Origin of the sequence: Delftia sp. DLF01 (genome assembly GCF_014852125.1) — a bacterium.
Classification (GTDB): Bacteria; Pseudomonadota; Gammaproteobacteria; order Burkholderiales; family Burkholderiaceae_C; genus Comamonas; species Comamonas acidovorans.
In genome coordinates, this window is sequence record NZ_JACVAZ010000002.1 from 1,277,118 (window position 1) to 1,303,605 (window position 26,488).

At 66.5% G+C, this 26,488-nt stretch carries 22 protein-coding genes; 11 read left to right on the forward strand and 11 right to left on the reverse strand.

Annotation, left to right across the window (positions count from 1 at the left end; all coding sequences use genetic code 11):
• Positions 1-120: 120 nt before the first annotated feature.
• Complete coding sequence (locus IB269_RS14265; RefSeq protein WP_180318300.1) at positions 121-627, reverse strand: glutathione peroxidase; 507 nt, start codon at positions 625-627, stop codon at positions 121-123.
• 231 nt (positions 628-858) lie between these two features.
• Here IB269_RS14265 and IB269_RS14270 point away from each other — a divergent pair, with 231 nt between their 5' ends.
• Entirely contained in the window at positions 859-1,428 is a 570-nt protein-coding gene (locus IB269_RS14270; RefSeq protein ID WP_013804567.1) for a ferritin-like domain-containing protein, read from the forward strand.
• Positions 1,429-1,591: 163 nt separating this feature from the next.
• Entirely contained in the window at positions 1,592-4,117 is a 2,526-nt protein-coding gene (locus IB269_RS14275; RefSeq protein WP_192367432.1) for a penicillin-binding protein 1A, read from the forward strand.
• Between the two features lie 697 nt (positions 4,118-4,814).
• Here the strand turns inward: IB269_RS14275 and IB269_RS14280 are convergent.
• Positions 4,815-5,594 (reverse strand): tyrosine-protein phosphatase, encoded by a 780-nt coding sequence (locus IB269_RS14280; protein ID WP_043825450.1) that lies wholly within the window; start codon positions 5,592-5,594, stop codon positions 4,815-4,817.
• Between the two features lie 114 nt (positions 5,595-5,708).
• A complete protein-coding gene (locus IB269_RS14285) occupies positions 5,709-8,633 on the reverse strand; it encodes a DNA topoisomerase III (protein WP_043825380.1) in 2,925 nt (974 codons plus the stop codon).
• A 127-nt stretch (positions 8,634-8,760) separates the two neighbouring features.
• On the opposite strand from IB269_RS14285, the gene IB269_RS14290 reads away from it, so the two are divergent.
• From IB269_RS14290 to IB269_RS14300, 3 genes are read left to right on the forward strand one after another with little or no spacing between them, the layout of a single operon-like run.
• Positions 8,761-9,435: an SET domain-containing protein gene (locus tag IB269_RS14290; protein WP_192367544.1), complete on the forward strand. Its 675-nt coding sequence runs from the start codon at positions 8,761-8,763 to the stop codon at positions 9,433-9,435.
• Positions 9,432-10,262: a biotin--[acetyl-CoA-carboxylase] ligase gene (locus IB269_RS14295; protein WP_192367433.1), complete on the forward strand. Its 831-nt coding sequence runs from the start codon at positions 9,432-9,434 to the stop codon at positions 10,260-10,262. The genes IB269_RS14290 and IB269_RS14295 overlap by 4 nt, the downstream gene beginning before the upstream one ends.
• A gap of 35 nt (positions 10,263-10,297) precedes the next feature.
• Positions 10,298-11,053 carry an SPOR domain-containing protein gene (locus IB269_RS14300; RefSeq protein WP_192367434.1) on the forward strand — a complete coding sequence of 252 codons (756 nt, stop codon included), beginning with the start codon at positions 10,298-10,300 and terminating at the stop codon, positions 11,051-11,053.
• A gap of 75 nt (positions 11,054-11,128) precedes the next feature.
• Here the strand turns inward: IB269_RS14300 and IB269_RS14305 are convergent, their stop codons facing one another.
• Both IB269_RS14305 and IB269_RS14310 read right to left on the reverse strand, forming a co-directional pair.
• Complete coding sequence (locus IB269_RS14305; RefSeq protein WP_034389801.1) at positions 11,129-12,061, reverse strand: N-formylglutamate amidohydrolase; 933 nt, start codon at positions 12,059-12,061, stop codon at positions 11,129-11,131.
• Positions 12,062-12,237: 176 nt separating this feature from the next.
• Positions 12,238-13,206, reverse strand: coding sequence for a Bug family tripartite tricarboxylate transporter substrate binding protein (locus tag IB269_RS14310; protein WP_012202811.1), 969 nt, complete (start codon positions 13,204-13,206; stop codon positions 12,238-12,240).
• A gap of 109 nt (positions 13,207-13,315) precedes the next feature.
• Here IB269_RS14310 and IB269_RS14315 point away from each other — a divergent pair, with 109 nt between their 5' ends.
• Entirely contained in the window at positions 13,316-14,326 is a 1,011-nt protein-coding gene (locus IB269_RS14315) for a LysR substrate-binding domain-containing protein (protein ID WP_043825374.1), read from the forward strand.
• On the opposite strand, the gene IB269_RS14320 is transcribed toward IB269_RS14315, so the two are convergent.
• The 3 genes from IB269_RS14320 to IB269_RS14330 all read right to left on the reverse strand — a co-directional run bounded on the left by IB269_RS14320 (position 14,283) and on the right by IB269_RS14330 (position 17,154).
• A complete protein-coding gene (locus tag IB269_RS14320) occupies positions 14,283-15,785 on the reverse strand; it encodes a sensor histidine kinase (RefSeq protein WP_065347270.1) in 1,503 nt (500 codons plus the stop codon). The genes IB269_RS14315 and IB269_RS14320 overlap by 44 nt on opposite strands.
• Positions 15,786-15,879: 94 nt before the next feature.
• Positions 15,880-16,554, reverse strand: coding sequence for a response regulator transcription factor (locus IB269_RS14325; RefSeq protein WP_012202808.1), 675 nt, complete (start codon positions 16,552-16,554; stop codon positions 15,880-15,882).
• A 99-nt stretch (positions 16,555-16,653) separates the two neighbouring features.
• The gene (locus tag IB269_RS14330; protein WP_012202807.1) at positions 16,654-17,154 is read right to left on the reverse strand and encodes a MarR family winged helix-turn-helix transcriptional regulator; all 501 of its coding nucleotides are present in this window, start codon (positions 17,152-17,154) and stop codon (positions 16,654-16,656) included.
• 147 nt (positions 17,155-17,301) lie between these two features.
• Between IB269_RS14330 and recA the strand changes: the two genes are divergently transcribed.
• Positions 17,302-18,405 carry a recombinase RecA gene (gene recA, locus IB269_RS14335; RefSeq protein ID WP_012202806.1) on the forward strand — a complete coding sequence of 368 codons (1,104 nt, stop codon included), beginning with the start codon at positions 17,302-17,304 and terminating at the stop codon, positions 18,403-18,405.
• A 202-nt stretch (positions 18,406-18,607) separates the two neighbouring features.
• Positions 18,608-19,084, forward strand: coding sequence for a recombination regulator RecX (gene recX, locus IB269_RS14340; RefSeq protein WP_063327512.1), 477 nt, complete (start codon positions 18,608-18,610; stop codon positions 19,082-19,084).
• Here the strand turns inward: recX and yddG are convergent.
• Genes yddG through argC form a run of 3 tightly spaced genes read right to left on the reverse strand, consistent with a single transcriptional unit; the run spans position 19,081 to position 22,833 of the window.
• Positions 19,081-20,001, reverse strand: coding sequence for an aromatic amino acid DMT transporter YddG (yddG, locus tag IB269_RS14345; protein ID WP_097205448.1), 921 nt, complete (start codon positions 19,999-20,001; stop codon positions 19,081-19,083). The two genes, recX and yddG, sit on opposite strands and share 4 nt — an antisense overlap.
• A 22-nt stretch (positions 20,002-20,023) precedes the next feature.
• On the reverse strand, positions 20,024-21,904 hold the full coding sequence (locus IB269_RS14350; RefSeq protein ID WP_192367435.1) for a hypothetical protein: 1,881 nt from the start codon (positions 21,902-21,904) through the stop codon (positions 20,024-20,026).
• Positions 21,901-22,833: an N-acetyl-gamma-glutamyl-phosphate reductase gene (gene argC, locus IB269_RS14355; RefSeq protein WP_013804581.1), complete on the reverse strand. Its 933-nt coding sequence runs from the start codon at positions 22,831-22,833 to the stop codon at positions 21,901-21,903. Before argC ends, IB269_RS14350 begins: the two co-directional genes overlap by 4 nt.
• A gap of 436 nt (positions 22,834-23,269) precedes the next feature.
• On the opposite strand from argC, the gene sucC reads away from it, so the two are divergent.
• The 3 genes from sucC (at position 23,270) to IB269_RS14370 (ending at position 26,203) form a co-directional block, all read left to right on the forward strand.
• Positions 23,270-24,430 (forward strand): ADP-forming succinate--CoA ligase subunit beta, encoded by a 1,161-nt coding sequence (gene sucC / locus IB269_RS14360; RefSeq protein ID WP_012202801.1) that lies wholly within the window; start codon positions 23,270-23,272, stop codon positions 24,428-24,430.
• A gap of 20 nt (positions 24,431-24,450) precedes the next feature.
• The gene (sucD, locus tag IB269_RS14365) at positions 24,451-25,344 is read left to right on the forward strand and encodes a succinate--CoA ligase subunit alpha (RefSeq protein ID WP_012202800.1); all 894 of its coding nucleotides are present in this window, start codon (positions 24,451-24,453) and stop codon (positions 25,342-25,344) included.
• 166 nt (positions 25,345-25,510) lie between these two features.
• Complete coding sequence (locus tag IB269_RS14370; RefSeq protein WP_099734894.1) at positions 25,511-26,203, forward strand: TerC family protein; 693 nt, start codon at positions 25,511-25,513, stop codon at positions 26,201-26,203.
• Positions 26,204-26,488 lie beyond the last annotated feature (285 nt).

Here is a 26,488-nt window from a genome sequence, read left to right on the forward strand (position 1 = left end):
GGTGTTGTCTCCTTGTTGTGATGTCAAGGAGCATGCTAACCATGGCGTGCGGCCGGCCCGCGCTGCCGGCCCTGCGTGAAACCCTGATGGACAGGCGCGATCAGCGCGCATCAACGCGCATCAAAGCGCCAGCGCGGCCTCGATGTCCGTGGACAGCTTGGCCGGCGCATCCTGCGGCGCATAGCGGCGGATGACCTGGCCGTCGCGGCCAACGAGGAATTTGGTGAAGTTCCACTTGATGGCCTTGGTGCCGAGCACGCCCGGCGCCTCGGCCGTGAGCCAGCGGTACAGCGGGTGGGCGTTGGCGCCGTTGACGTCGATCTTGCCCATGAGCGGAAAGCGCACGCCAAAGTTCAGGTCGCAGAAACTGGCGATTTCCGATTCGCTGCCCTTTTCCTGGGAACCGAACTGGTTGCACGGGAAGCCCAGCACCACCAGGCCGCGCCCGCCGTACTGCTCATGCAGCGCCTGCAGGCCCGCGTACTGCGGCGTGAAGCCGCAGGCGCTGGCGGTGTTGACGATGAGCAGCACCTTGCCGCGGTAGTCCGACAGGGGGACGGCCTGGCCCGTGATGGAGGTGGCCTCGAAGTCGTAGGCCGAGCGGGGCGCGGCGGCGGTGTCATTCATGCGGGTGCTCCTGGAGTGGAGCGCCCATGGTAGCGCCGGGACACCCAGGGGCGCGCTGGCCGGGCATGGGGATGCGGACTTGTCTCACAGACAGCAGGCGACCAAAAACTTACCTTGGAAGGCAACAGGCGGGCACATCGGCCCGCCTGGTCCCGTTTCGCTGGCAGGTGTTTACAAGCCGCATAGGCGCATGCCTGCCGTAGTTTCCGTCCCACGATGAAGAGACCACGTATGAACCCCAACAGCACCCCCACGAAGCAAGCCAAATCCAACGCCGGCAACGGCCACCTGGCGCTGGACCCCAAGGCCCTGGAGGCCGCCAAGCACAGCCTGGACGATGGCGCCGTGACCCCGCACTTCGGACCCTGGCGCGAGGACATCATCAAGCTGCTCAATGACTCGCTGGCCACCGAGCTGGTGTGCGTGATGCGCTACAAGCGCCACCACTTCACGGCCGTGGGCCTGGCTTCGCCCGCCATTGCCGACGAGTTCCTGGTCCATGCCAACGAGGAAATGGCCCACGCCGACAAGCTGGCCCAGCGCATCGTGCAGTTGGGCGGCGAGCCCGACTTCAACCCCCAGACGCTGACCCAGCGCAGCCATGCCGACTACAACGGCGAGATGGACCTGAAGGCCATGATCCGCACCAACCTGATCGCCGAGCGCGTGGCCATCGAGGCCTACAGCCAGATGATCGACCTGATCGGCGACAAGGACCCGACCACGCGTCGGCTGATCGAATCCATCCTGGAGCAGGAGCAGGAACATGCGGACGAGCTGTCCGACTGGCTGGAGAAATAAGCACTTCCCGCCAGTACCCGCCAGCCCGACAATACCGGGGCTTGGCCCATAGGCAAGGCACCCCGCGCGAGCGGGGTGCCGTTTTTTTGGGCATTCTCTCGGCTTCGCGGAATGGTCCCGCCCTATCGGCCCTGATGTCCTGTCATCAGGGCCGTCTTGCAATATGCGCTTTTCTTTCAATGAATTGAAGCTGCCCGACGCTGTGCTCGCAGCCTGGCAAAGGCTGCTGGCCAGCCGCATCGGCCAGCGCGTGGCGGCCCTGCCCTGGTGGCACCGCTGGCCCACGCGGCGCGAATGGCTGCTGTTCGCCGCCGCGCTGCCGCTGCTGTTCGCGCTCTATGTGCTGGCCCTGATCCCGTTCACGCCCGGCATCCGCGACATACGCAAGGCCAAGCTGGAGCAGCCCGCCCAGATCATGAGCGCGGATGGCAAGCAGCTCGCGCAGTTCAAGCGCAGCAACCGGCAGTGGGTGAAGCTCGACGAGATGTCGCCCTCGGTGATCAAGGCGCTGATCGCCACGGAGGACCACCGCTTCTACGAGCACCACGGCATGGACTGGCGCCGCACGCTGGGCTCGGTGGTGCACACGCTGCGCGGCGATCCGCAGGGCGGCTCCACCCTCACCCAGCAGCTCGCACGCAACCTGTACCCGACCGAAATCGGCCGCGCGCCCACGCTCAACCGCAAGCTCAAGGAGGCGATCACGGCCTTCAAGATCGAGGCGCTCTACACCAAGGACGAGATCCTCGAGACCTATCTGAACACCGTGCCCTTCCTCTACAACGCCTTCGGCATAGAGATGGCGGCGCGCACCTATTTCGACAAACCGGCCGCGCGGCTGACGGTGCTGGAAAGCGCCACGCTGGTGGGCATGCTCAAGGGCACGAGCTACTACAACCCCGTGCTCAACCCCGACCGCGCGCTGTACCGCCGCAACACGGTGCTGTCGCAAATGGTCAAGCGCGGCGTGCTGCAGGAGGCCGAGTTCGCCCAGCTCAAGAAGCGCCCCATGCGCATCAACTTCGAGCGCCAGGAAGAGCCCCTGGGCATGGCGCCCCACTTCGCGCAGCAGCTGCGCAAATGGCTGATCGACTGGGCCGACCGCAACGACTACAACATCTACACCGACGGCCTGGTGGTGCACACCACCATCGACTCGCGCCTGCAGAACTGGGCCAACCAGGCCGTGGCGCGCCAGACGCGCACGCTGCAGGGCGTGGCCAACGGCGCCTGGAGCCAGCGCGACGGCTGGAATGCCGCCAACCCGCTGGTGCAACAGCTGGTGCGGGAGACCCCCGCCTGGCGCGCGGCGCGCAAACGCGCGGACGGCCAAGGCAAGGACAAGGCAACGGACAAGGACAGCGAGGAAGACACCCTCAAGGCCCTGCTGGCCGACAAGGCCTTCATGAAGCAGCTGCGCGAGGACAAGACGCGCGTGCAGGCAGGCTTTGTGGCGCTGAACCCGGCCACCTCCGAAGTGCTGGCCTGGGTGGGCAGCCGCGACTTCACGCAGGACGCCTACGACCATGTGCAGCAGGCACGGCGACAGCCCGGATCGACCTTCAAGCCCTTTGTCTATGGCGCCGCGCTGCAGCAGGGCGCCACCCCCGACGACAAGCGCGTGGACGGCCCCGTGGAAATCAAGCTGCCCGGCGGCGAAGTCTGGCGCCCCACCGACGCCACGCCACCCACGGGCCGCGAGATGACGCTGCGCGACGCCCTGGCCTACTCCAAGAACACCATCACCGCCGAAGTCATGCAGTCCGTGGGCCCCGCCCGCGTGGCACGCCTGGCGCGCGCCCTGGGCGTGCGCCAGAGCCCGCTGGACGAAGTACCCGCCCTGGCCCTGGGCAGCAGCCCGGTGTCGCTGCTGGAAATGGTCAACGCCTATGCCAGCCTGGCCCACGGTGGCCGCTGGCTGCCGCCCATGATGGTCACGCGCATCGAGGACGCCGAGGGCAAAGTCATTGCCGAATTCAGCCCGCCCAAACCCGAGCGCGCGCTGGACGAAGACCACGCCTACGCCCTGGTGGACATGCTGCGCGCCGTGGTGGACAAAGGCACGGCCGTGGCCGTGCGCCAGCGCTACGGCATCCACGCAGACGTGGCCGGCAAGACCGGCACCACCCAGGGCAATGCCGACGGCTGGTTCATCCTCATGCACCCGGAAATCGTCACCGGCGCCTGGGCAGGCTTCAACGACCCGCGCATCACCCTGCGCAGCGACCGCTGGGGCCAGGGCTCGCGCAGCGCCCTGCCCATGGTGGGAGACTTCATGTCCCGCGCCCTGCGCAGCCCCGTCATCGACGCCAAGGCCCGCTTCGAGCCGCCCGAACAAAGCCACTGGTGGTCCGACATGGTCGGCCGCCTGCGCGAACGCATGCAGGACTGGTGGCCTGACCAGCCGCCGCCCGCACAGCCCGGCCAACCCACCACCCCGGAGCCAGCACCGGCTCCAGAACCCGCACCCGAGCCCACGGAGCCACCCGGCCCGGGCCTGTCGCCCGGCGAGGAAATCATAGAAAGCACCCCCGCCCTGCCCGCACCCAGCATCCCACTCACCCAGGGCACGCTGGGCCCCACGGACCAGCGCGCAGTGCAGGAAGCCCCCCTCGCCACACCCGCCCTGCCCGGCGGCGAAGACGCCCCCGCAGGCACCGGCGTGGTGATCACGCCGATCCAGCCCTGACCCGGTTGGCTGTTGGCTGTTGGCTGTTGGCTGTTGGCTGTTGGCTGTTGGCTGTTGGCTGTTGGCTGTTGGCTGTTGGCTGTTGGCTGTTGGCTGTTGGCTGTTCCCCAGCCTCCCCCCTTCTGCCCACGCCTGCGTTGGGCGGGATGCGGGGTGGCAGCCCTGCCGAAGGACAGGGCTGCTTCGTTGTCTAGCTCGCCGTGATGTTTGAGTGAAGCGCGCAGCGCGCAACGAGTTTCACGGCGCACCCCGCATCCCGCCCAACGCAGGTCGCCCGCAGCGAAGCGAAGGGTCGTGGGCAGTGCGGGCGCGCTTCTTTGCCTACTTTCTTATCGCGCGATAAGAAAGTAGGTCGGCCGCCGGGCCGAAACCCGGCCTCGAAAAACAACCACCCGGCAGGGACAAATCCAGCGAAAGAATCAAAGCACAAAGAGTCACCGCGAAGTCCGCGTATGACTCACATTGGCATCCACAGTCCCAAACACCGTCACCCCACTGCCACTGGACGCCTGGCTCCCCGAAACATCCCCAGGCACGCCGCCCGCACAGCCAGCCAGCCCCACACTCAAGGCCACCAGCACCATCGCGGCCAGCCCACGCATGCCGTACTTCATCGCAATCTCCTTCATCTCCGGCACAACCGACCGGCACAGCCCATGTTAGCCGCGCCAACCCGCCGCCCCGTGAGCGAAGGTAATCAACCTTCCAGGTAAAGCGCAGCCAGCCGCTCGCGTGCAGCGCTGTCGATGCCCAGCGCATCCCGCAGATACCCCTGCATTCCACCGAAGTCGGCCCGCACCATGTCGGTGGCCGCCGCCAGGTAGGACGCCTGCACGCGCCACAGCACATCCATCACCTCGGCCGGCATGGGAGCGAAGGTGGTGGCGGGGCGCTGGTAGAGCTGGTTGGTCAGCAGGTAGTCCTGCATCACGGTGTCCTCGTCCACGCCCAGCGCGGTGAGCAGCAGGGCGGCGGCCCAGCCCGTGCGGTCCTTGCCGGCCGTGCAGTGGAAGACCAGCGGGTCCTGGCTGTCCAGCAGCAGTTGGAACAGCTGTGCAAAGCGTGGCGCGTAGTCGTGCACGAAGCTGCGGTAGGTGTCCTGCATCAGCTCCTCGGCATGGGCGGCCGTGAGGTCGTTGCCTGCGGCGATCAGGGCGCTGGCGCGCTGCACCACGGTGGGCTCGACGATGAGCGCATGGCGGGCAATGCCCGGCCATTCGTAGGCCAGGTGGGCGCTTTCCATCTTGCCCCGGAAGTCCGCGCTGCGCGCGAGCTTCAGGCCCTGCAGCACGTCCAGGTCCGCTGCGCTGAGGCCAGCCAGGTGGTCGGCACGGAACAGCGTGCGCCAGCGCACGCGCCGGCCATCCAGGCCCGTGTAGCCACCGAGGTCTCGGAAGTTGGAGGCGCCGTCCAGGCGGATGGAGCGCGAGGGCGCCGGGGAGGAAGCAGCGGCGGCAGCCGCTGCCGGGGTGAGCATTTCGGTATCCATGCCCGCTAGATTAGCCCAAGCATGTGTTGTCCCCGTGTCAGGCCGGCGACCCGCTCCGGCAAGGTGCAGAAGCGGGTCGCAGGATCAGGTCAGGCAGGCGCCTTACGCCAGATGCTTGCCCACGATGCCGGCCAGCTCGAACATGTTCACGCTGTCCTTGCCGAAGACGGGGCGCAGCTTGTCGTCGGCGCGGATGACGCGCTTGTCCTTGGGGTCCTGCAGGTTCTGGGCCTTGACGTATTCCCACAGCTTCTTGACCACTTCGGTACGCGCCACCGTGCCTTCGCCGATGACGGCGGCCAGGGCCGCGCTGGGCTGCAGCGTGCCGGCAGCCGGCTTGCGCGCGGTCTTGGTGGCGGTCTTGGTGGCCGTCTTTGCCGTGGTCTTGGCTGCAGCTTTCTTGGCAGGCGCCTTCTTGGCCGGCGCGCTCTTGGCGGCCGCCGTCTTGCGCGGCGGGTACTTGCTGTCGCGCTGCTCGAACTCGAAGTTCACCTTGCCGGCCGCGCCATCCCAGACCAGGAAGGCCTTGAAGCTGCGGCGCGTGCGGTTGGAGACGAACTTGTCCAGCAGGTCGGTCTTGCCGGTCTGCAGCAGCTTTTGCATCTGCTCGCGCTCTATGGGCTGCTGCAGGATGATCTGGCCGCTCTTGAAATCGCAGCTGGGCGTGGCCTGGGCCAGCGTGGGCACGGCCTTGGCGCAGACGTAGTTGCTGCCGTGCTCGAAGACCGGCGCGCCGCACTTGGGGCAGGGGCCCAGCGATTGCTGGCTGGCAAAGTCCACCAGCTCGCCCGTGTCTTCGGAGGCGGCGTCGTCGCCGAAGTCGAACTCGAGCTTGTAGTTGCCGCCTTCCTCATCGTGCACGATGGTGACCTCGGCCACGAAGGGCCAGCCGGCCTTGGAGCGAAAGCCGTCCAGCGGGCCCAGTCGGCGGTCGCGCAGCAGTTGCTCGGCCTCGGCCGTCTCGAAGGTGCGGCCTGCAGGCGACTTGGTGAACGAGAAGCCGCAGCCTGCGCCCTGTCCGTCGCTGCCCGTGCAGCCGTAGCGGCGGTAGTTCTCCTTGACCACGCCGCCGCAGTTGGGGCAAGGCGTGGACAGGGTGGCGTAGTCGCCGGGCACGGTGTCCCGGTCGTATTCCTTGGCCTTCTTGACCAGCTTTTCCGTCATGGACTGGATCTGCTGCATGAAGGCATCGCGCGAGAGCTGGCCCTTTTCCATCTGCGCCAGCTTGTACTCCCATTCGCCGGTGAGGTCGGCGCGCGAGAGTTCTTCCACGCCCAGGCCGCGCAGCAGGGTCATGAGCTGGAAGGCCTTGGCCGTGGGAATCAGCTCGCGGCCTTCGCGCAGCATGTACTTTTCGGTCAGCAGGCCTTCGATGATGGCCGCGCGCGTGGCAGGCGTGCCCAGGCCCTTTTCCTGCATGGCCTCGCGCAGCTCGTCGTCCTCGACCTGCTTGCCGGCGCTTTCCATGGCGCCCAGCAGCGTGGCTTCGGAGTAGCGCGCGGGCGGCTTGGTCTTGAGGCCCTTGGGATCGACCTGGCCGGCGCGCGGCTGCTCGCCGGGCTGCACCGCGACCAGAGGCTGGCCCTTGTCGCCGTCCTTGCCGCCTTCGACCTCGTTGGCGGCTTCTTTGCCGTAGATGGCCAGCCAGCCGGGCTTGACCAGGATCTTGCCCTCGGTCTTGAAGCTGTGCTGCTCGACCTTGCTGATGCGCGTGGTCACCTGGTGCTCGGCGCTGGGGAAGAACACGGCCATGAAGCGGCGCACGACGAGGTCATAGAGCTTTTGCTCGGCCTCGGACAGGCCGCTGGGCGCCTGCGTGGTCGGGATGATGGCAAAGTGATCCGACACCTTGCTGTTGTCGAAGATGCGCTTGGTCGGGCGCACATAGTTCTCGTCCAGCGCCTGCTGGGCAAAGGGCGCCAGGTGGCGCATGCCACTGCCGGCCAGCATGGCGAAGGTCTGGTGCGCCACGGGCACGTAGTCCTCGGGCAGGGCACGCGAGTCGGTACGCGGGTAGGTCAGGGCCTTGTGGCGCTCGTACAGGCTTTGCGCCAGCGACAGCGTGGTCTTGGCCGAGAAGCCGAACTTGCCGTTGGCCTCGCGCTGCAGGCTGGTCAGGTCGAACAGCAGCGGGCTGGCCTGGGACGTGGGCTTGGACTCCTCGGTGACCTGGGCCGGCTTGCCGCGCACGGCGTCGGCAATGGCCTGGGCGTCGCGCTGGTTCCAGATGCGGTCGGCGCGGGCTTCCGCATCCTCGCTCTTCTTCCATTGGGGATCGAACCACTTGCCCAGGTACTGCCCGGCCTGCGCATCGAAGGCGGCATGCACTTCCCAGTAGTCGCGGCTCACGAACTTGCGGATCTTTTCCTCGCGCTCCACCACCAGGGACAGCGTGGGCGTCTGCACGCGGCCCACGGTGGTCAGGAAGAAGCCGCCATCGCGAGAATTGAAGGCCGTCATGGCGCGCGTGCCGTTGATGCCCACCAGCCAGTCGGCCTCGGAGCGGCTGCGCGCGGCGCTGGCCAGGCCCAGCATCTGCGCGTCGCTGCGCAGGTTCTGGAAGCCGTCGCGGATGGCCTGCGGCGTCATGGACTGCAGCCACAGGCGCTTGACCGGCTTGCCCAGGCCCTTGCCGTCGGGCTTGGCGCCTGCGGCGTACTGCTCGATCAAGCGGAAGATCAGCTCACCCTCGCGGCCCGCGTCGCAGGCGTTGATGAGTTCGGTGACATCCTTGCGCTTGGCCAGCTTGACCACGGCATTGAGCCGGCTCTTGGTCTTGTCCACGGGCTTGAGGTCGAAATACGGCGGAATCACCGGCAGGTTGGCAAAACTCCATTTGCCGCGCTTGACGTCGAACTCCTCGGGCGCCTGGATTTCCACCAGGTGGCCCACGGCGCTGGTCACGACGTAGTGCTCGCTCTCGAAGTATTCATCGTGCTTGTCGAATTTGCCCGCCACCGGAGTCAACGCGCGGACGATGTCCTGCGCGACCGAAGGCTTCTCAGCAATCACCAGGGTCTTTGTCATTGTGTGTACTCGTCATTCCCCGCAGGACCTGCATGTCGCAGCCTGCGCTTCTACAATCCATGGCTCACGCGTGTACGTACGTGTACGCGCACGCGCATGTGTGCCTATTCAAGTTATCAGAGAAAACATGCCCCGCACAGCTTTGGCCCCTTCCGGCGGCCGCCGTATCCAGACCCGCCGCTCGGGTGTCCATGGCAAGGGCGTCTTCGCCGCGCAGGATCTTGCCGAAGGCGAGGTCCTTGTCGAGTACGTAGGGGAAATCGTCAGCTGGCAGGAAGCCCAGGACCGGCATCCGCACGACCCCAGCCAGCCCAACCATACCTTCTACTTCCACGTGGACGAAGACCGCGTGATCGACGCCAACTACGGCGGCAACTCGTCGCGCTGGATCAACCACAGCTGCGCTCCCAATTGCTACACCGATGAGCGCGATGGCCGGATTTTCATCGTCGCGCTGCGCAACATCGCCGCCGGCGAGGAGTTGAGCTACGACTACGGCCTGATCATCGACGAACCCTACACCAGGAAGCTGAAGGCCGAGTATCCATGCTGGTGCGGCGCGGCCACCTGCCGCGGCACGCTGCTGGCGCCCAAGCGCGGCTGGCGCCCGCCCATGCCCGGCGATGCATTGCCGGCCAGCGCAAAGCCGGCATCGGAACAATCTGAAAAGACAAAGCGGGCCAAAAAGCAGCAGGTCAAAGCGGAAAAGCCTTTGGAAAAGCCCTTGGAAAAGCCCTTGGAAAAGGCCTCCCAAAAGCCAAGGAAAAAATCCCGCAAATCCTCCACAAAGGCCGGCGCATGATGGCATCGTCCCCCATTCACTGGCCTGCGGAATCGCTGTGGCAGGCCATCGAGCCGCGACTGCCGGGCTTTTCCGTGGAGATCGTGCCCAGCATCGGCTCGACCAATACCGAGTTGATGGCGCGTGCCCGCGATGGCCGCAACGAACCCGTGCTGCTGGTGACCGAAGTGCAGACCGCCGGCCGAGGCCGGCTGGGCCGCCAGTGGACCAGCGGCGTGGGCGATTCGCTGACCTTCTCGCTGGGCATGCCGCTGGCGCCTGCCGACTGGTCCGGCCTGTCCCTGGCCGTGGGGCTGAGCGTGGCGCAGAGCCTGCAGCCGCAATTGCCGGCCCCGGGCTCGCAGCGCCCGCGCATCGGCCTCAAATGGCCCAACGACCTGTGGATCGACGGCGACCGCAAGCTCGGCGGCATCCTGATCGAGACGGCCAGCTTTGTCGGCAGCGCCGCGCATGAACCCGGCACGCCGCGCTACGTGGTCGTGGGCATCGGCCTGAACGTGCGCCCGCGCCCCGGCGACGGCATGCGCACGCCCCCGGCCAGCCTGCTGGAGCTGGACGAGCGCCTGGACGCGCCCACCGCCCTGGCCTGCGTGCTGCCGGGCCTGGTCTCCGACATCCAGACCTTTGCCGCCCAGGGCTTTGCGCCGCTGGTGGAGCGCTTTGCCCAGCGCGACCTGCTGCGTGGCCGCGCCGTCAATCTCAGCGATGGCGAAAGCGGCACGGCCGAGGGCGTGGGCCCCGATGGCGCGCTGCTGGTACGCACGGCGCGCGGCCTGCAGGCCATCACCAGCTCGGAAATCAGCGTGCGCCCGGCTGCTGTAGGCTAGGGCGGGTGACTCATCACTAGGGCCCAAGAAACGACATGCTGCGAATCGCCTTCCTGCTGCTGGTGCTGGCCAATGCCGGCTACTACCTCTGGAACCACGGCCAGCTCCAGGCCCTGGGCCTGGCACCGCCATCCCAGACCGAGCCCGAGCGCCTGGGCCAGCAGGTGCGCCCGGAGGCGCTGAGCCTGCTGAGTGTGGACAACGCGCCAGCCCCCTCCTCGGCCACCCCGGCCACGGCTCCTGCATCCCCTGCATCCCCTGCGGCACCCGCAGCACCTGCTGCCCCTGCCAGTGGCGAGGAACCCGCCGCACCGGCTCGCCCCGAGAAAGCCGCGGGCCAGCCCACCAGCTGCCTGGTGGCCACGGGCATCGAAGACCGCCATGCCGAGGCGCTGCGCCGCGGCCTCGTCGCCCAGGTCGCCAGCGACCAGTGGGACCTGAGCAGCACGCACCAGCCGGGCCGCTGGATGGTCTACATGGGCAAATTCCCCGATGCCGAGTTCCTGGAGCGCAAGCGCGCGGAACTGCGTGCACGCAAGATCGACTTCGACCGCGCAGGCGGCGCGCTGGAGCCGGGCCTGTCGCTGGGCCGCTTCTCCTCCGAGGAAGCGGCCACGCGCGAGCTAACCAACGTTGCGCGCCAGGGCGTGCGCACGGCCCGCGTGGTGCAGGAGCGCCCCGACATCACCCTCTACACGCTGCGCCTGCCCCAGGCCACGCCCGCGCTGCGCAGCCAGGTCGAGTCCATGGGCGGCAAGGCCTTCGAGGGCAAGCCGTTCAGGCCCTGCTGAGCCCCGCCAGGGCACGATGAAAAAAGGCCCGCGATCCTGTGATCGCGGGCCTTTTGCATTTCACTCGCAGGGGCTTCAGAGCGTACGCGGATCGGTGGCCATCAGTTGCTCCACCAGCACCTTCAGGTCGGTGGTCAGGCGCAGGTAGCCGGCCTGGTCGAGATCCAGGGTCTGCTCGTTCATGTAGAGCTTGCGGTTGATCTCGATCTGGATGCTGTGGCGGTGCTCGGCGGGCTTGCCGTAGCGGCGCACCAGCTCCACGCCCTTGTAGGGATGGTTGTAGTCCACGCTGTAGCCGCGCTCGCGCAGGAAGGCGCAGATGCGCTCGGACAGCGCCGGGCTGGCCGTGCTGCCGTCGCGGTCGCCGATGACGAAGTCGGCATGGACCAGGCCCGGGTGCAGCGTGGCGTGGCTGGCTGCGACGGAAGGCATGGAGTGGCAGTTGATATGGATGCTGTAGCCATGGCGCGCATGGGCGCCGTCGATGGCGCGCTCCACGGCGGCGTGGTAGGGCTTCCAGCAGCGCTCGATGCGCTGCAGCAGTTCAGCGGCGGGCAGCTGGCGGTCATAGATGGGCACGCCCTCATCGGTGAACTTCCAGATCAGGCCCTTGCCCAGGCGCACCTTCTGCAGCACGACCTGGTCGGTGGTGACGGGCAGCGGCCACTGGCCCTCGATCATGGTGGTGTCGATCTCGGTGGTGTCGCGGTTGGCATCCAGGTAGATGCGCGGGAAATGCGCCTCCACCCAGCTCACGCCCAGGCCCGGCGCAAAGGCGTAGATCTTCTCCACATGCGTGTCCTCGGCCTGGCGCAGCGTGGCCAGCGGCAGGCAGGAGCCGAAGTCCGCCGGGTAGACCGTGCCGCTGTGCGGCGAGTCCAGCACCACGGCACTGGCGCCGGCAACGCTGGTGACCATGGGCGGCGCGGCATCGGCCGCGCCGGAGCCTGCCGCACCGGGCAGGGATTGCAGGAAGTTCTGACTGATCAGTCGCAGGACGGGATGCATGAGGAAGTGGTCTATCTCGGTTACGCATTGCACCGCTGCGCTGCGGCCAGCCCGCCATGAAACTGGCGCGTCCCAGGCCAGGGACGCCGAGCAAGGGCCGCCCCGCAGCGAGGGCGTCGTCCCCCTCCCGCGAAGCGAGAGAGGGGGAAGGCGCGAAGCGCCTCAGGGGGGAGCCTTTAATCCAGCTGGATCTGGGCCGTGGCGGCAATCTTCTTCATCTTGGCGACTTCGCTGGCGATCTGCTTGGTGAAAGCGTCGCTGCTGGTGCCGGAGATGTACAGGCCCTGGGCCGCCATGCGCTTTTGCACGGCCGGGTCCTTGAGCGCGGCCGCGATGGCCTTTTGCACGCGGGCGATCTGCTCGGGCGGCGTGCTCTTGGGGGCCACCAGGCCGAACCACGAAGGATCATTCAGGTCGGCATGGCCGGCTTCGGCGTAGGTCTGCACGTCGGGCAGCACGTCCAGGCGCTCATGCCAGGACACGGCCAGGGCCTTGACCTTGCCGCCCTTGATGTGGGGCAGGGAGGAAGCCACCTGGTCGAAGTACACGGGCACCTGGCCGCCGAGCACATCGTTGATGGCCGGGCCTGCACCGCGGTAGGGAATGTGCTGCATCTCGGTGCCCGTGCTCTTCATGAACTGGGCGCCCCACATGTGGCCGATGGTGCCGTTGCCGGGGGTTGCGAAGCTGACCTTGCCGGGGTTGGCCTTCAGGTACTTCACGAACTCGGCGAAGTTGTTGGCGGGCACCAGCTTGGGGTTGATCACGATCACGCCGGGCGCCTTGACGATCTCGGTCACGCCGACGAAATCGTTGATGGCGTCGTAGGGCAGCTTCTTGAACACGGCGGGGTTCACGCCGTGCGTGGACAGCGTGGCGATGCCGAAGGTCACGCCGTCGGTGGCACGCGCCACTTCGGCCATGCCGATGGAGCCGCCAGCGCCGGCCTTGTTTTCGATCACCACGGCCTGGCCGCCCAGCAGCTTGGGCAGCACGTCCTGCATGTTGCGCGGGACCATGTCGGTGGAGCCACCAGCAGGGAACGGAACGACGATGCGCAGGGGACGGGAGGTGTCCTGGGCGAAGGACATTCCAGGAACGACAGAAGAAGCGGCGATGGAAGCAAGGAAATGACGTCGTTGCATAGGATCTTTCTTACAAACAAGTTCAGATTAAAAGAAATCTGCTCACAAAAAAAGCAAATACTGTGCCTGTTAATATTCCAAACAGGAATACTTTCATCATATCCCTGTCATGAGTTTGCGCCGCCTCAACCCGCCCACGCATCTGCTGCGCGCTTTCTCCACCGTGGTGCGCTTCGGGGGCGTCTCGCGCGCGGCCGAAGCCTTGCACCTGACGCAAAGCGCAGTCAGCAAGCAGATCCAGGAGCTGGAGAAATGGGTGGGCGTGCCGCTGTTCGAACGCGAGCGCAAGCGCTTGAGGCTGACGCCCGCGGGCGAGCGCTATGAGCGCGCAGTGCGCGCCCTGCTGGGCCAGCTGGAGGCAGCCACCCTCGAACTCATCACCAGCGATGACAGCCGAGGCGCGCTGCACCTGTCATCGCTGCCGACTTTCGCGGCCAAGTGGCTGATCCCCAGGCTGCCCCAGTTTCAGCAGCGCTATCCACAGATCACGCTGCACTTTGTACCCTACGTACACAGCTACCAATTTGACAGTCCGGGGCTGGACTGCGCAATTTTGTTTGGCGACGGGCACTGGAATGGCGCGCATGCCCACTATCTGGTGGGCCGCCAGGTGGCGCTGATCGCACCGCCGCGCGGCGCGGGCCCCGAGGCACGCATCACCACCCCCCAGGACGTGGCGCGCTGCACCCGGCTGCGCCATGTGACCATTCCCGATGCCTGGGCACGCTGGAGCGAGGCCCATGGCGTCAACGGCATCAGCCCCCTTGCGGGCCCGCAGTTCGACCAGTTCCAGACCATCATCCGCGCCGTCATGGCCGGCATGGGCATCGCCCTGGTGCCGCGCTGCCTGGTGCAGGACGAGATCGCGGCAGGCCTGGTGAACGAGCCCCTGCCCCAGCACGGCTACCAGAGCGCACTGGGCTACTGGCTGTGCTATCCGGCCGACCGCGCCAACCACGGCACCCTGGGCATCTTCCGCAACTGGCTGGTGGACCATGCAGCGCAGACGCCGGGACGGATCGCGGTGGCGCCTGTGGCTCCCGGGGAATCTGCGGCAGCCGGGGATGCCCCGCCACCTATGCCGCAGGCTTGGGCGACGGCGGCGAGCGCAGCGCCGTGAAGCGCACGCTGAAACGCGCACCCGGCGGCTGCTGGCCAGGATGCGCATCTTCCAGCACCACCTGGGCGCCATGCTGGCGAGCGATCTCCAGCACGATGGGCAGGCCCAGGCCCGAGCCATCGGCCTCCGAGCCCAGCACGCGGTAGAACGGCTGGAACACCAGCTCGCGCTCGGCCTCGGGCACGCCGGGCCCCGAATCCTCCACCTGCAGCAACAGGACCTGGCCGAAGGGATCGGCCAGCACGCGCACCGTGACCATGCCGGGCCGGCTGCTGCTGGAAGGCGTGTAGTTGATGGCATTGTCCACGAGGTTGCGCACCAGCTCCGTCAGCAGCGTGGCGTTGCCTTGCAGCCAGACGCCGGTGGCCGATGACTCGGCGCCGTCGTATCCCAGGTCCACATGCTTGTCCATGGCGCGCGGCAGGCAGTCGCGCACCACGTCGGTGACGATGCGCACCAGGTTGCAGGGCTGCATGGCCAGGCCGCGGCCCACGCCGGCGCTCTCGGCGCGCGCCAGCGCCAGCAACTGGTTCACCGTGTGCGTGGCGCGAATGCTGGAGCGCGCAATCTGTGCCAGGGACTGCCGCAACTCCTCCGTGCTCACGCCCTCGCGCTGGGCCAGTTCGGCCTGCATGCGCAGCCCGGCCAGCGGTGTCTTGAGCTGGTGGGCCGCGTCGGCCAGAAAGCGCTTTTGCGTGGCCAGCGAATCACCGAGCCGGCCCAGCAGGTCGTTGACCGAGTCCACCAGCGGCACGACTTCCAGCGGCACGTCCTTGTGGTTGATGGGCGAGAGGTCCTCGGGCCGGCGCGCGCGGATGCGCTCCTCCAGCCGGTGCAGCGGCTTGATGCCGCGAGCCAGCGCCAGCCACACCAGCAAGGCGGCCAGCGGCAGGATGACGAACTGGGGCAGCATCACGCCCTTGATGATTTCCGTGGCCAGCACGCTGCGCTTTTCGCGCGTTTCGGCCACCTGGACCAGGGCCTGGGGCTCGTCGGGCAGGGGCATGCGCACCCAGACATGGGCCACGCGCAGGTCAATGCCGCGAAACTCCGCATCGCGCAGTTGCACGGCCCCGCCGGTCGGTGCACCGCCGGGCGATAGATCGCCGGATGGCGGATCGTCGGACTCGGGCGGCAGCGGCAGATCGCGCTCGCCGGCCAGGTATTCGCCCTTCACGCCCAACACCTGGAAATACACGGTGTCCGACTCGTCGGCGCGCAGGATCTCGCTGGCCGATTGCGGCAGGTTGAACAGCACCTTGCCCTGCTGCACCATCACCAGCTGCGCCAGCGCCTGGGCGTTGTACTCCAGCGCACGATCGAACGGCTTGTTGGCCAGGCCCTGGGCCACCAGCCAGGTCAGCGCCAGGCTCACGGGCCACAGCAGCAGCAGCGGCGTGAGCATCCAGTCAAGGATCTCGCCGAACAGTGAGCGCTGTTCACGCTGGAAGATTTTCATCGGCGGGCAGCCCTCACGACGGGTTCACGGCCCCGTGGCATCCGCCACTATGCGCAGGCAAGCCAACCCGGGCCTGACAGCCAGGGCAGCGGCCTCAGGAAGCGATCTTCTCAAGGCAGTAGCCCAGGCCGCGCACGGTGGCGATGCGGATGGGGCCGCGCTCTATCTTCTTGCGCAGGCGGTGGATATAGACCTCGATGGCGTTGTTGCTGACCTCGTCGCCCCATTCGCACAGGCGCTCGACCAACTGGTCCTTGCTGACCAGCCGGCCCGCACGCTGCAGCAGCACTTCCAGCAGGCCCAGCTCGCGCGCCGACAGCTCGACCATCTTGCCGTCGATGGTGGCCACGCGGCCGGCTTGGTCGTAGACCAGGGGGCCGTGCTTGATGGTGCTGCTGGCGCCACCCATGCCGCGCCGCGTGAGAGCGCGCACACGCGCCTCCAGCTCGGACAGCGCAAACGGCTTGGCCATGTAGTCGTCGGCGCCGTAGTCCAGCCCCTGCACGCGCTCTTCCACGCTGTCGGCCGCCGTGAGGATGAGCACCGGCAGCGCATCGCCCCGGCCGCGCAGCTTCTTGAGCACTTCGAGCCCGTGCATCTTGGGCAGGCCCAGGTCCAGGATGAGCAGGTCGAACTCGCTGCTGGTCATCAGCGCGGTATCGGCCTCGCTGCCGTTGGCCACATGGCTGACCACGGCGCCCGAGCCGCGCAGGCTGCGCAGCAGACCATCGGCCAGGACCTGGTCGTCTTCGGCAATCAGAATGCGCATGGGGTTGTCTCCTGAAATACAGACGCGCTCTGGATGTTGGAAATGCGCGTCTTTGATTCCTAGGATTCTAGGATGCGCCCCGCCCCACGGGCAGGGACCTTACCCGAGTGAGCCGCCGCCCGCATAGGCCTCCAGCCCCAGCGCCACCACGGTGGCGATGTCGTCGCCGACTTCCTCGCGGAACTCGGCCTCGGCCTGGGACACGGCGTCATGGAAGGCTTGCAGCCATGCCAGGCCCGCAGGCGTGAAGCGGATGCGGCGTGCGCGCGCATCGCGCTCGTCGCTTTCGCGCGTGACCAGGCCCCAGGCCTCGCACTGGGCCACCAGGTCGCCCATGGACTGCTTGGTCATGCCAGCGCGCTCGGCCAGGTCGGTGAGCCTGTCGCCAGCCAGCGACAGATGCCGCGTGATGTGGATGTGGGCCGCACCCACCTTGTCGCGCGCCGCAAGATTGGACAGCGCCAGCGGCACCTCCACATCGCGCGCCATGAGCTGCAGCACACGCGCGTCGAACCGCCGCATGGCATGGCCGAGCAGGCGGCCCAGGTGGGTCTGGCGCCAGGCGTCGGCGGGCGGCGTGACGGGGGAAAACTCACTCATGGATGCATTGTGGAGGCAAATCCAACAAGTCAGGAAAACTGACTAAAAACACCAACAAAACAAACCAACAAGCCCATAAACTACTGTTCAAGCATCCAGCCTGAATGCAAATACAGAGCTGAAACCCCAGCCAACCCAGGAGTCCGCATGAACACCGCCGTCACCACCGCCAACAGTGAAAAAGCCAAGGCCCTGCAGGCCGCACTCGCCCAGATCGAAAAGCAGTTCGGCAAGGGCACGATCATGCGCCTGGGTGAAGGCGAAGCCATCCAGGACATCCAGGTCGTCTCCACCGGCTCGCTGGGCCTGGACATCGCCCTGGGCGTGGGCGGCCTGCCCCGTGGCCGCGTGATCGAGATCTACGGCCCTGAATCCTCGGGCAAGACCACGCTGACGCTGCAGGTCATCGCCGAAATGCAAAAGCAGGGCGGCACCTGCGCCTTCATCGACGCCGAGCACGCACTGGACACCAGCTACGCCCAGAAGCTGGGCGTGAACCTCAACGAAGTGCTGATCAGCCAGCCCGATACCGGCGAGCAGGCCCTGGAAATCGTGGACAGCCTGGTGCGCTCGGGTGCCGTGGACATGATCGTCGTGGACTCGGTGGCCGCCCTCACACCCCGGGCCGAAATCGAAGGCGAGATGGGCGACCAGTTGCCCGGCCTGCAGGCCCGCCTGATGAGCCAGGCGCTGCGCAAGCTGACAGCCACCATCAAGAAGACCAACTGCATGGTCATCTTCATCAACCAGATCCGCATGAAGATCGGCGTGATGTTCGGCAGCCCCGAAACCACCACGGGCGGCAATGCGTTGAAGTTCTACGCCTCGGTCCGCCTGGACATCCGCCGCACCGGCACCATCAAGAAGGGCGACGAGGCCATCGGCAACGAGACCAAGGTCAAGGTCGTCAAGAACAAGGTCTCGCCTCCATTCAAGACCGCCGAGTTCGACATCCTCTTCGGCGAAGGCATCTCGCGCGAAGGTGAAATCCTGGACATGGGCGTCAACGCCAAGATCCTCGACAAGTCGGGCGCCTGGTATGCCTACAACGGCGAGAAGATCGGCCAGGGCCGTGACAACGCTCGCGAATTCCTGCGCGAGAACAGCGGCTTGGCCGTGGAGATCGAGAACAAGGTGCGCGACAGCCTGGGCATCGCCCTGCTGCCCACGGCCGGTGGCGATGCCCCCGAAGCCAAGGCCGCCAAGGCGGGCAAGGCCAAGGCCGACAAGGACGGCGTGATCGAAGCCTGAGCGGCCTGACCCCTCACTGCAGGCGCTGCCGCGCCTGCACACACTGTGTTTGCCATCTTGGCGCAGGCTCACGTCTGCGCCTTTTTTATCGCCGGGACGCCCCAAGGCAAAAAAGCGGCCCCCTTGGGGGGCAGCGGACCTTGCGCAGCAAGGGGAGCGTGGGGGCCTTTTTTATTCGGGACGATTCAGGAGACATTGCCGCATGGGATTCGCCAAGCTGTCGCTCAAGGGCCGGGCGCTCAAGCTGCTGGGCCAGCGCGAACATTCACGGCTGGAGCTGGAACGCAAGCTCGCCCCCCATGTGGAGGAAGGCGAAGACCTGGGCGCCATGCTCGACGCGCTGGAGCAGCGCGGCTTCATCAGTGCCCAGCGCGTGGCCGAGTCCGTGCTGCACCGCAAGGCCGCGCGCTTTGGCACGGCACGCGTGGTGCAGGAGTTGCGCAACAAGGGGCTGGACGACGGACTGGTGCGCGCCGCCGCAGAGCAACTGCGCGCCACCGAACTGCAGCGCGCCCTTGCCGTATGGCGCCAGCGCTTCGGCGCACCACCGGCCACACCGCAGGAACGACTCAAGCAGATGCGCTTTCTGGCCGCCCGCGGTTTTGGTGGAGAAATTGCGAGCAAGGTGCTGCGGGGCCGCAGCGAAGACTGGGATGCAGGAGCAGAGGACGAAGGCTAGTCTGCGCGCCGGGTCGCACCCCAGCACACCAGCGACCCCACGGTCACCAGCACCACGCCCTGCCAGAAGCCCCAGCCCGGCTGCACCTGCAGCCAGGCACTGGCCAGCAAGGCAGAGAACACGGGCGTGAAGTACGACGCTGCAGCCATCACGGCCAGATGCCCGTGCTGTATGCCGTGCTCCCAGCAGCTGTAGCCCAGGGCGGTGAGCCCGCCCACGGCCAGCAATTGCAGCACCACGGTGCCCGACCATTGCATGCCTCCTTCACCGCCCAGCCACAGCCATTTGATCCACAACGCCAGCGCGGTCCATATCAGGAAAAGGCCCACGGCATTGTGGCCACCGCCCCAGCGCCGCGCAGCCAGCGAATAGCAGGGCCACAGCAGGGCGGCGCCAAAAGCGAGTCCATACGCCAGCGGGTTGGACAGCATGTGGTCCGCCATGCCCCGCAGTTGCAGCGAGTCGCCGCCCAGCACGCGCGTCAGCCCCCACAGGCACAGCAGCACGCCGGGCCACAGCCACCAACGCGCATGCTGCTGGCGCAGCAGCACGGCCAAAACGATGGTCAGGCTGGGCCACAGGTAATTGATCAGCCCCAGCTCCAGCGCCTGGGCGCGGTCCTGCGCCAGGCCAATCGCCAGCGACAGGCAGATCTCGTAGACCGCAAACAGCAGGCCGCAGCCCCAGAAATAGGCCGGATGCATGGCCCGCCACTGCGAGGGCCTGGGCAGGCCGCGCACGGCGGCCACGCACAGTGCGCTGACCGTGTAGAGCATGGCGGCGCCGCCCACGGCGCCCAGCGGCTCGGCCACCGAGCGCATCAGGCCCACGGTGCAGCTCCAGCACACCACGGCCAGCAGTCCGATGGCGGTGGCCCGGCCGGCGGCCACGGGGGAGCTGTTCTGCAGGGAAGACACGTCGATGGCTGCGCGCGGCAGATCAGTGCGGCTGCAGCAGCTGGCGCAGCGAGTGGTACAGCGCATCCGAGCCATGCGCGGTGTTGTCCGCATCGAACGAGAACTCGTTGCTGGACTGCGTGCCCGTCGCATCCTCGGGCCGGGCTTCCATGAAGAAGGACAGGAAGCGCGCACCCTGGCGGCGGTGCATGGTCAGCACTTTCTCCAGCCGCTGCGGCGACAGGGCCACCAGCGGATGGAACTCCGTCACGCCATAGGCCGTGTGGCCATAGCGGCGCAGCATCTGGCCGACCAGCGGGCCGTAGGTATCTTCGCCGTACAGGCTGACACCCAGGGACAGCCCCGGCATGCGCTGCAGGCTGCGCTCCACGGCGTAGCGGTTGGCGTCCCAGCTCGGATTCGCATGGGGGTTGAGCTGGTGGGCAAAGCGAGGAACCCGGCCCAGGCAGCCGTGGCCGATGTGCTCGGAAAAGCCCTGGATGTAGTCGGCCACCTGCTGCTCGCGGAAATCGTTCCAGTCCGTGACCAGCGGGTTGTAGAACAGCGCCAGCCGGTCCTGCGGGCTGTCCACCCAGAATTCCACGCCGTCCGGCAGCTTGCCGAAGTCGGGCAAGGCCTCGGCGGCATGGGGCCTGGGCTCGCCCTGGTTGCGGTCCATCACGGCGATCTGGCGCGTGGCCAGCAGGCCCAGGCTGCGTCCACCGGCCTGCAGCACCACGTCGATGCGGTGCAGGCCCTCCCCCAGCGCCGGATAGCGGATGTCGGCACGCCAGCCCACATCGGGCGTGAGGAACCCGGGCTTGGCCTGTGCCACGTCTTGGCGGTGCATGTGCACGGGGGCGTGCGAGTAAGGATGCCCGTCCACGAAGACGGCCACGGCCAGCTGCTTTTGCAGCTTCGCATCGGGCGAGTGGACCCAGCCGGACACGGGCACGGTGCCGGCTGCATAGCTGTCGATGTGCTGGAAAAAGTTCTGCAGCGGCTCGCTGCGGATGTTGCGCGACGGCGGCTCGACCGCTTCGAAGCTGTCAAAGCCGGACTTCAGGTGGGCATTGAGCCGTGCGATGTCGCCATAGCGCTGGCGCAGGAATGCATGGAAGCCCGCCACGGAGGCCGGGCTGTAGTCGGTGACCGCATAGCCTTCGGCCGCGAATCCCATGCCGGCCTCGAATCCCGGGAACAGCTGGTGCGTCTCGCCAAGCACGGTGAGGGCGCGCAGCTGGTGCATGGCGGCATCGCCTGCGGCGCACATGCGCTCGGCCAGGGCATCGACGACCAGTTTGCGCACGCGCGTGACTTCGTTGTCCTGCCGGGCGACCGACCACGGGAAGATGCGCGCGCCCAGATAGCTGTCCAGCGGCAGCGGCCCCTTGGGGGTCCACGCAAGATTGGCGGGATCGGCGGCCAGGCGCTCCTCGGCCTTGGAGTGCACCTCGAAATGCGTGGCGAACAGATACAGCACCACGGGTCGGTGCGCCTGCGCCACCGTGCGCACCACGCGGTCCAGCGCCTCGCCCCGGACTTCCCAGGCCTGGCCATTCCACTGCACATAGCGCAGCAGCGGCACGCTGAGCGTATAGCCCAGGTCCAGTTCACCCTGGGGCCGGCCCAGGCGCTGCAGCGTGGCTTTCACCATTTCTGCGGCCGAGCCCTGCGGACCCAGGCAACTGGCGGGTATCTGCTGAAATTCCTTGGGAAAGTCCTCGCGCAGCCCGTCCTGCACCAGACAGGCCTCCATATTGCCCAGCAGCGGACTCAGCAGCAGGCGCGATGAAGACGGCAATGCAGGCCGCAGCTTCCAGGCAAACACAACGACCAGCAGGCACAGCACGGCCAGGGCCAGGACATGGCCCCAGACCGGACTGCGCCGGCCCGGCAAGGACGGGGGCGCGGGGGGCCTCACAGGCCCAGCATGATCTGCAGGTTCTGCACGGCGGCGCCGCTGGCGCCCTTGCCCAGGTTGTCCAGGCGGGCGATCAGCACGGCCTGGCGGTACTGCTCATTGGCGAACACGCGCAGCTCCAGCTTGTTGGTGTCCGTCAGCGTGTCGGCGGCCAGCTTCATGTCCTCGGTCGGCGGCAGCACCGACACCCATTGCTCCGGCGTGTTGGTGGCCGCGTAGTGGGAGGCCAGCGCATCGTGCAGGTCGGCCGCCTTGGGCGCGCCCGGCAGCAGGTCCAGATGCAGCGGCAGCTGCACCAGCATGCCCTGGCGGAAATTGCCCACGGCGGGAATGAACACCGGGCGACGCGTCAGGCCGGTGTATTGCAGGATCTCGGGAATGTGCTTGTGCGTCAGGCCCAGCGCATAGGCCTCGTAAGGCGCGGCCGTGCCGGCCTCATAGGCTTCGATCATGCTGCGGCCGCCGCCCGAATAGCCGGACACCGAGGGCAGGCTCAGGCCGTGGTCGGCGGGGATGAGGCCCGCGGCAACCAGCGGGTGCAACAGCGCGATGGCTCCCGTCGCATAGCAGCCGGGGTTGGACACACGCTTGGCAGTCTTGACCGCCTCAAGCTGGCCGGAACGCAGCTCCGGAAAGCCATACACCCAGTCGGGCGCCACGCGGTGGGCCGTGGATGCATCGATGATCTTGATGGTGCGGCCGGTCTCGGCCTCGATGGAATCGACCATGGCCACGGTCTCGCGCGCGGCATCGTCATGCAGGCACAGGATGACCAAGTCCACGCCGGCGATCAGCGCACGCTTGGCGGCAGGATCCTTTCGCAGCTCGGGGGCAATGCTGACCAGCTCCACGCCGGACAGATCGACCAGACGCTCACGGATCTGCAGCCCTGTCGTGCCTGCTTCGCCATCGATAAAGACTTTTGCCATCGCTGTATTTCTCCTGCTGCGCGGCCCTCCTGGAGCCGCTGCGGCACCATTGCCGCGTTCCAGCTGCGGATTCTCACCGAAACCGGGTCCCCCTGCGCCCGTTGTCGCAAAACGGTTGGCAGTGGCAATCAAGGGCGCGCTGACATGCGCCTGTTACAAACGGCGGGCAGCGCCGTCTGCAGATCCTCTATAAGACAAAAGAGCTGTGGCGTCTGAAAGAAATGTCGGGAAACCGTCTTTTCCCTGACATATCAATGCATTGCACAGTTCCTGACATGCTGCTTGGCCCGCAGGAAATTGTGGATTCTGCGCATGGGGGCGTGTCGGATGGCGCAGTGCAGCATGGTACATTCGGCGATTGCCAGGTCACTCCGCCTTGAGGCAGCACCCCAGGGCTACCGGGTCAATCCCCCCCTATTTGTTTGAGAGAGACATCATGAAGATTCATGAATACCAAGGCAAGGACATCTTGCGTCAGTTTGGTGTGCCTGTACCTCGCGGTATCCCTGCGTTCACAGTGCAAGAGGCCGTCGAGGCCGCCCAGAAGCTCGGCGGCCCCGTGTGGGTCGTGAAGGCCCAGATCCACGCTGGTGGTCGCGGCAAGGGCGGCGGCGTGAAGGTTGCCAAGAGCATTGACGACGTCAAGGCACTGGCTGGCCAGATCCTGGGCATGCAGCTGGTCACGCACCAGACCGGCCCCGAAGGCCAGAAGGTCCGCCGCCTGTACATCGAAGACGGCGCCGACATCCAGAAGGAATACTACCTGTCGTGCGTGACCGATCGCGGCACGCAGAAGGTGGCCTTCATCGCTTCCAGCGAAGGCGGCATGGACATCGAGGAAGTGGCCCACTCCACTCCCGAGAAGATCATCACCATCTTCGTTGACCCCCTGGTCGGCCTGACCCAGGCCCAGGGCGAAGAACTGGCCAAGGGCATCGGCATGCCTGCCGACTCCACCGCCCAGTTCATCGACATCTGCCAGAAGCTCTACAAGTGCTACATGGACACGGATGCCTCGCTGGTCGAGATCAACCCGCTGAACCGTGACAGCAAGGGCAACGTGGTTGCCCTGGACGCGAAGTTCAACTTCGACGCCAACGCCCTGTTCCGCCTGCCCGAAATCGTGGCCCTGCGCGACCTGGACGAAGAAGATCCCGCTGAAGTCGAAGCCTCCAAGTTCGATCTGGCCTACATCTCGCTGGACGGCAACATCGGCTGCCTGGTCAACGGTGCAGGTCTGGCCATGGCCACCATGGACACCATCAAGCTGTTCGGCGGCGAGCCGGCCAACTTCCTGGACGTGGGCGGCGGCGCCACCCCCGAGAAGGTCACCGAAGCCTTCAAGATCATGCTCAAGAACCCCAAGGTCGAAGGCATTCTGGTCAACATCTTCGGCGGCATCATGAAGTGCGACACCATCGCCACCGGCGTGATCACTGCCTGCAAGGCCGTGAACCTGCAAGTGCCCCTGGTCGTGCGCATGAAGGGCACGAACGAAGAACTGGGCAAGAAGATGCTGGCCGAGTCCGGCCTGCCCATCATCAGCGCCGACACGATGGCCGAAGCGGCCACCAAGATCGTCGAAGCCGTCAAGTAAGCAGGCCCGGAGAAAACACCATGTCGATCTACATCAACAAAGACACCAAGGTCATCACCCAAGGCATCACGGGCAAGACGGGCCAGTTCCACACTGAAAAGTGCATTGAATACGCGAACGGCAAGAACTGCTTCGTGGCCGGTGTGAACCCCAAGAAGGCCGGCGAAAAGATCTTCGACGTGCCAATCTACGCCTCCGTCAAGGAAGCCGCGCAAGGCACGGGCGCCACGGTCTCCGTGATCTACGTTCCCCCCGCAGGCGCTGCCGCCGCGATCTGGGAAGCCGTGGAAGCCGACCTGGACCTGGCCATCTGCATCACCGAAGGCATCCCCGTCCGTGACATGCTGGAAGTGCGCAACAAGATGCGCGCCAAGGAAGCCGCAGGCGGCAAGCGCACCCTGCTGCTGGGACCCAACTGCCCCGGCCTGATCACGCCCGACGAGATCAAGATCGGCATCATGCCCGGCCACATCCACAAGAAGGGCCGCATCGGCGTGGTCAGCCGCTCCGGCACGCTGACCTACGAAGCCGTGGCTCAGCTGACCGAACTGGGCATTGGCCAGTCGTCGGCCGTGGGCATCGGCGGTGACCCGATCAACGGCCTCAAGCACATCGACGTGATGAAGGCCTTCAACGACGATCCCGACACCGACGCCGTCATCATGATCGGCGAAATCGGCGGTCCCGACGAAGCCGAAGCTGCCCGCTGGTGCAAGGACAACATGAAGAAGCCGATCGTCGGCTTCATCGCTGGTGTCACTGCCCCTCCCGGCAAGCGCATGGGCCACGCCGGCGCGCTGATCTCCGGCGGTGCCGACACGGCCGACGCCAAGCTGGCCATCATGGAAGAGTGCGGTTTCGTCATCACCCGCAATCCTTCCGAAATGGGCCGCCTGCTCAAGGGCCTGATCTAAGCGGCACCGGTTCTGCGCGACATCCTGGGGTTCGCCCCAGGAGAAAATTACGCAGAATTACGAATCGGTAAGGCGGCAAGTCCGCCCTACACTGACGACTCCAAAAAAGAAAAAGCGCCAGAGGCCACCGCCCTGGCGCTTTTCAACTCATAACAGTGGAGAAACCATGGAATACCTGCAAAGCGCCGATTTCTGGATCGGCCTGTTGAAGATCGTCTGGATCAACATCATTCTGTCTGGCGACAACGCAGTCGTCATCGCCCTCGCAGCACGCTCGCTGCCCCCCGCACAGCAAAAGAAAGCCGTCATGTTCGGCTCCGGCGCCGCCGTGGTGCTGCGGATCATCCTGACCGTGGTCGCGGCCAAGCTGCTGGAGCTGTCGTTCCTGCAGATCGTGGGCGGCTGCCTGCTGCTGTGGATCGGCTTGCAACTGCTGACCGGCGAAGAAGAGGATGAAGGCGAATCCAAGGGTCACGGCAGCATGATGGTCGCCATCCGCACCATCCTGATCGCCGATCTGGTGATGAGCCTGGACAACGTGATCGCCGTGGCCGCCACGGCGCAGGGCAACATGGTCCTGCTGATCCTGGGCCTGGCCATCAGCATCCCGCTGGTGGTCTTCGGCTCCACGCTGATGATCAAGCTCATGGAGCGCTTCCCCGTCATCATCACGCTGGGCGCTGCCCTGATCGGCTGGGTCGGCGGAGAAACCATCGTCAACGACCGCCTGCTGCACGACTACGCCATCAGCCATCCCTGGCTGCACTACGTGGCGGCTGCCGCCGGTGCCGTGCTGGTCGTCGGCATTGGCAAGCTCCTGCAGTCGCGCTCCGGCGCCAAGCACGCGGCACAGGCCTGATACCGCCGCAGGTGGCCCCTCGCCACCTCCACAACGCACTGCCTCGGCAGTGCGTTTTTGCTTTGTGAGGGTCCGTCCTTGATGTGGCGTCAAGCTGACGAGCCGCTGCGCCGGCCCATTCTTGGCACTTGGGGGCACTGTTTTCAATTACGCTGTGCACCGGCTTCACCATTGCATCTGCACACAGGGACTGATGGCAACACCGCCGCGCCCGCCCTTCGCCACCATGCCCAGCGCACCCAAGACCCCGGACCAGCCCTGCCGACAGGCAGTCCCTGCGCAACA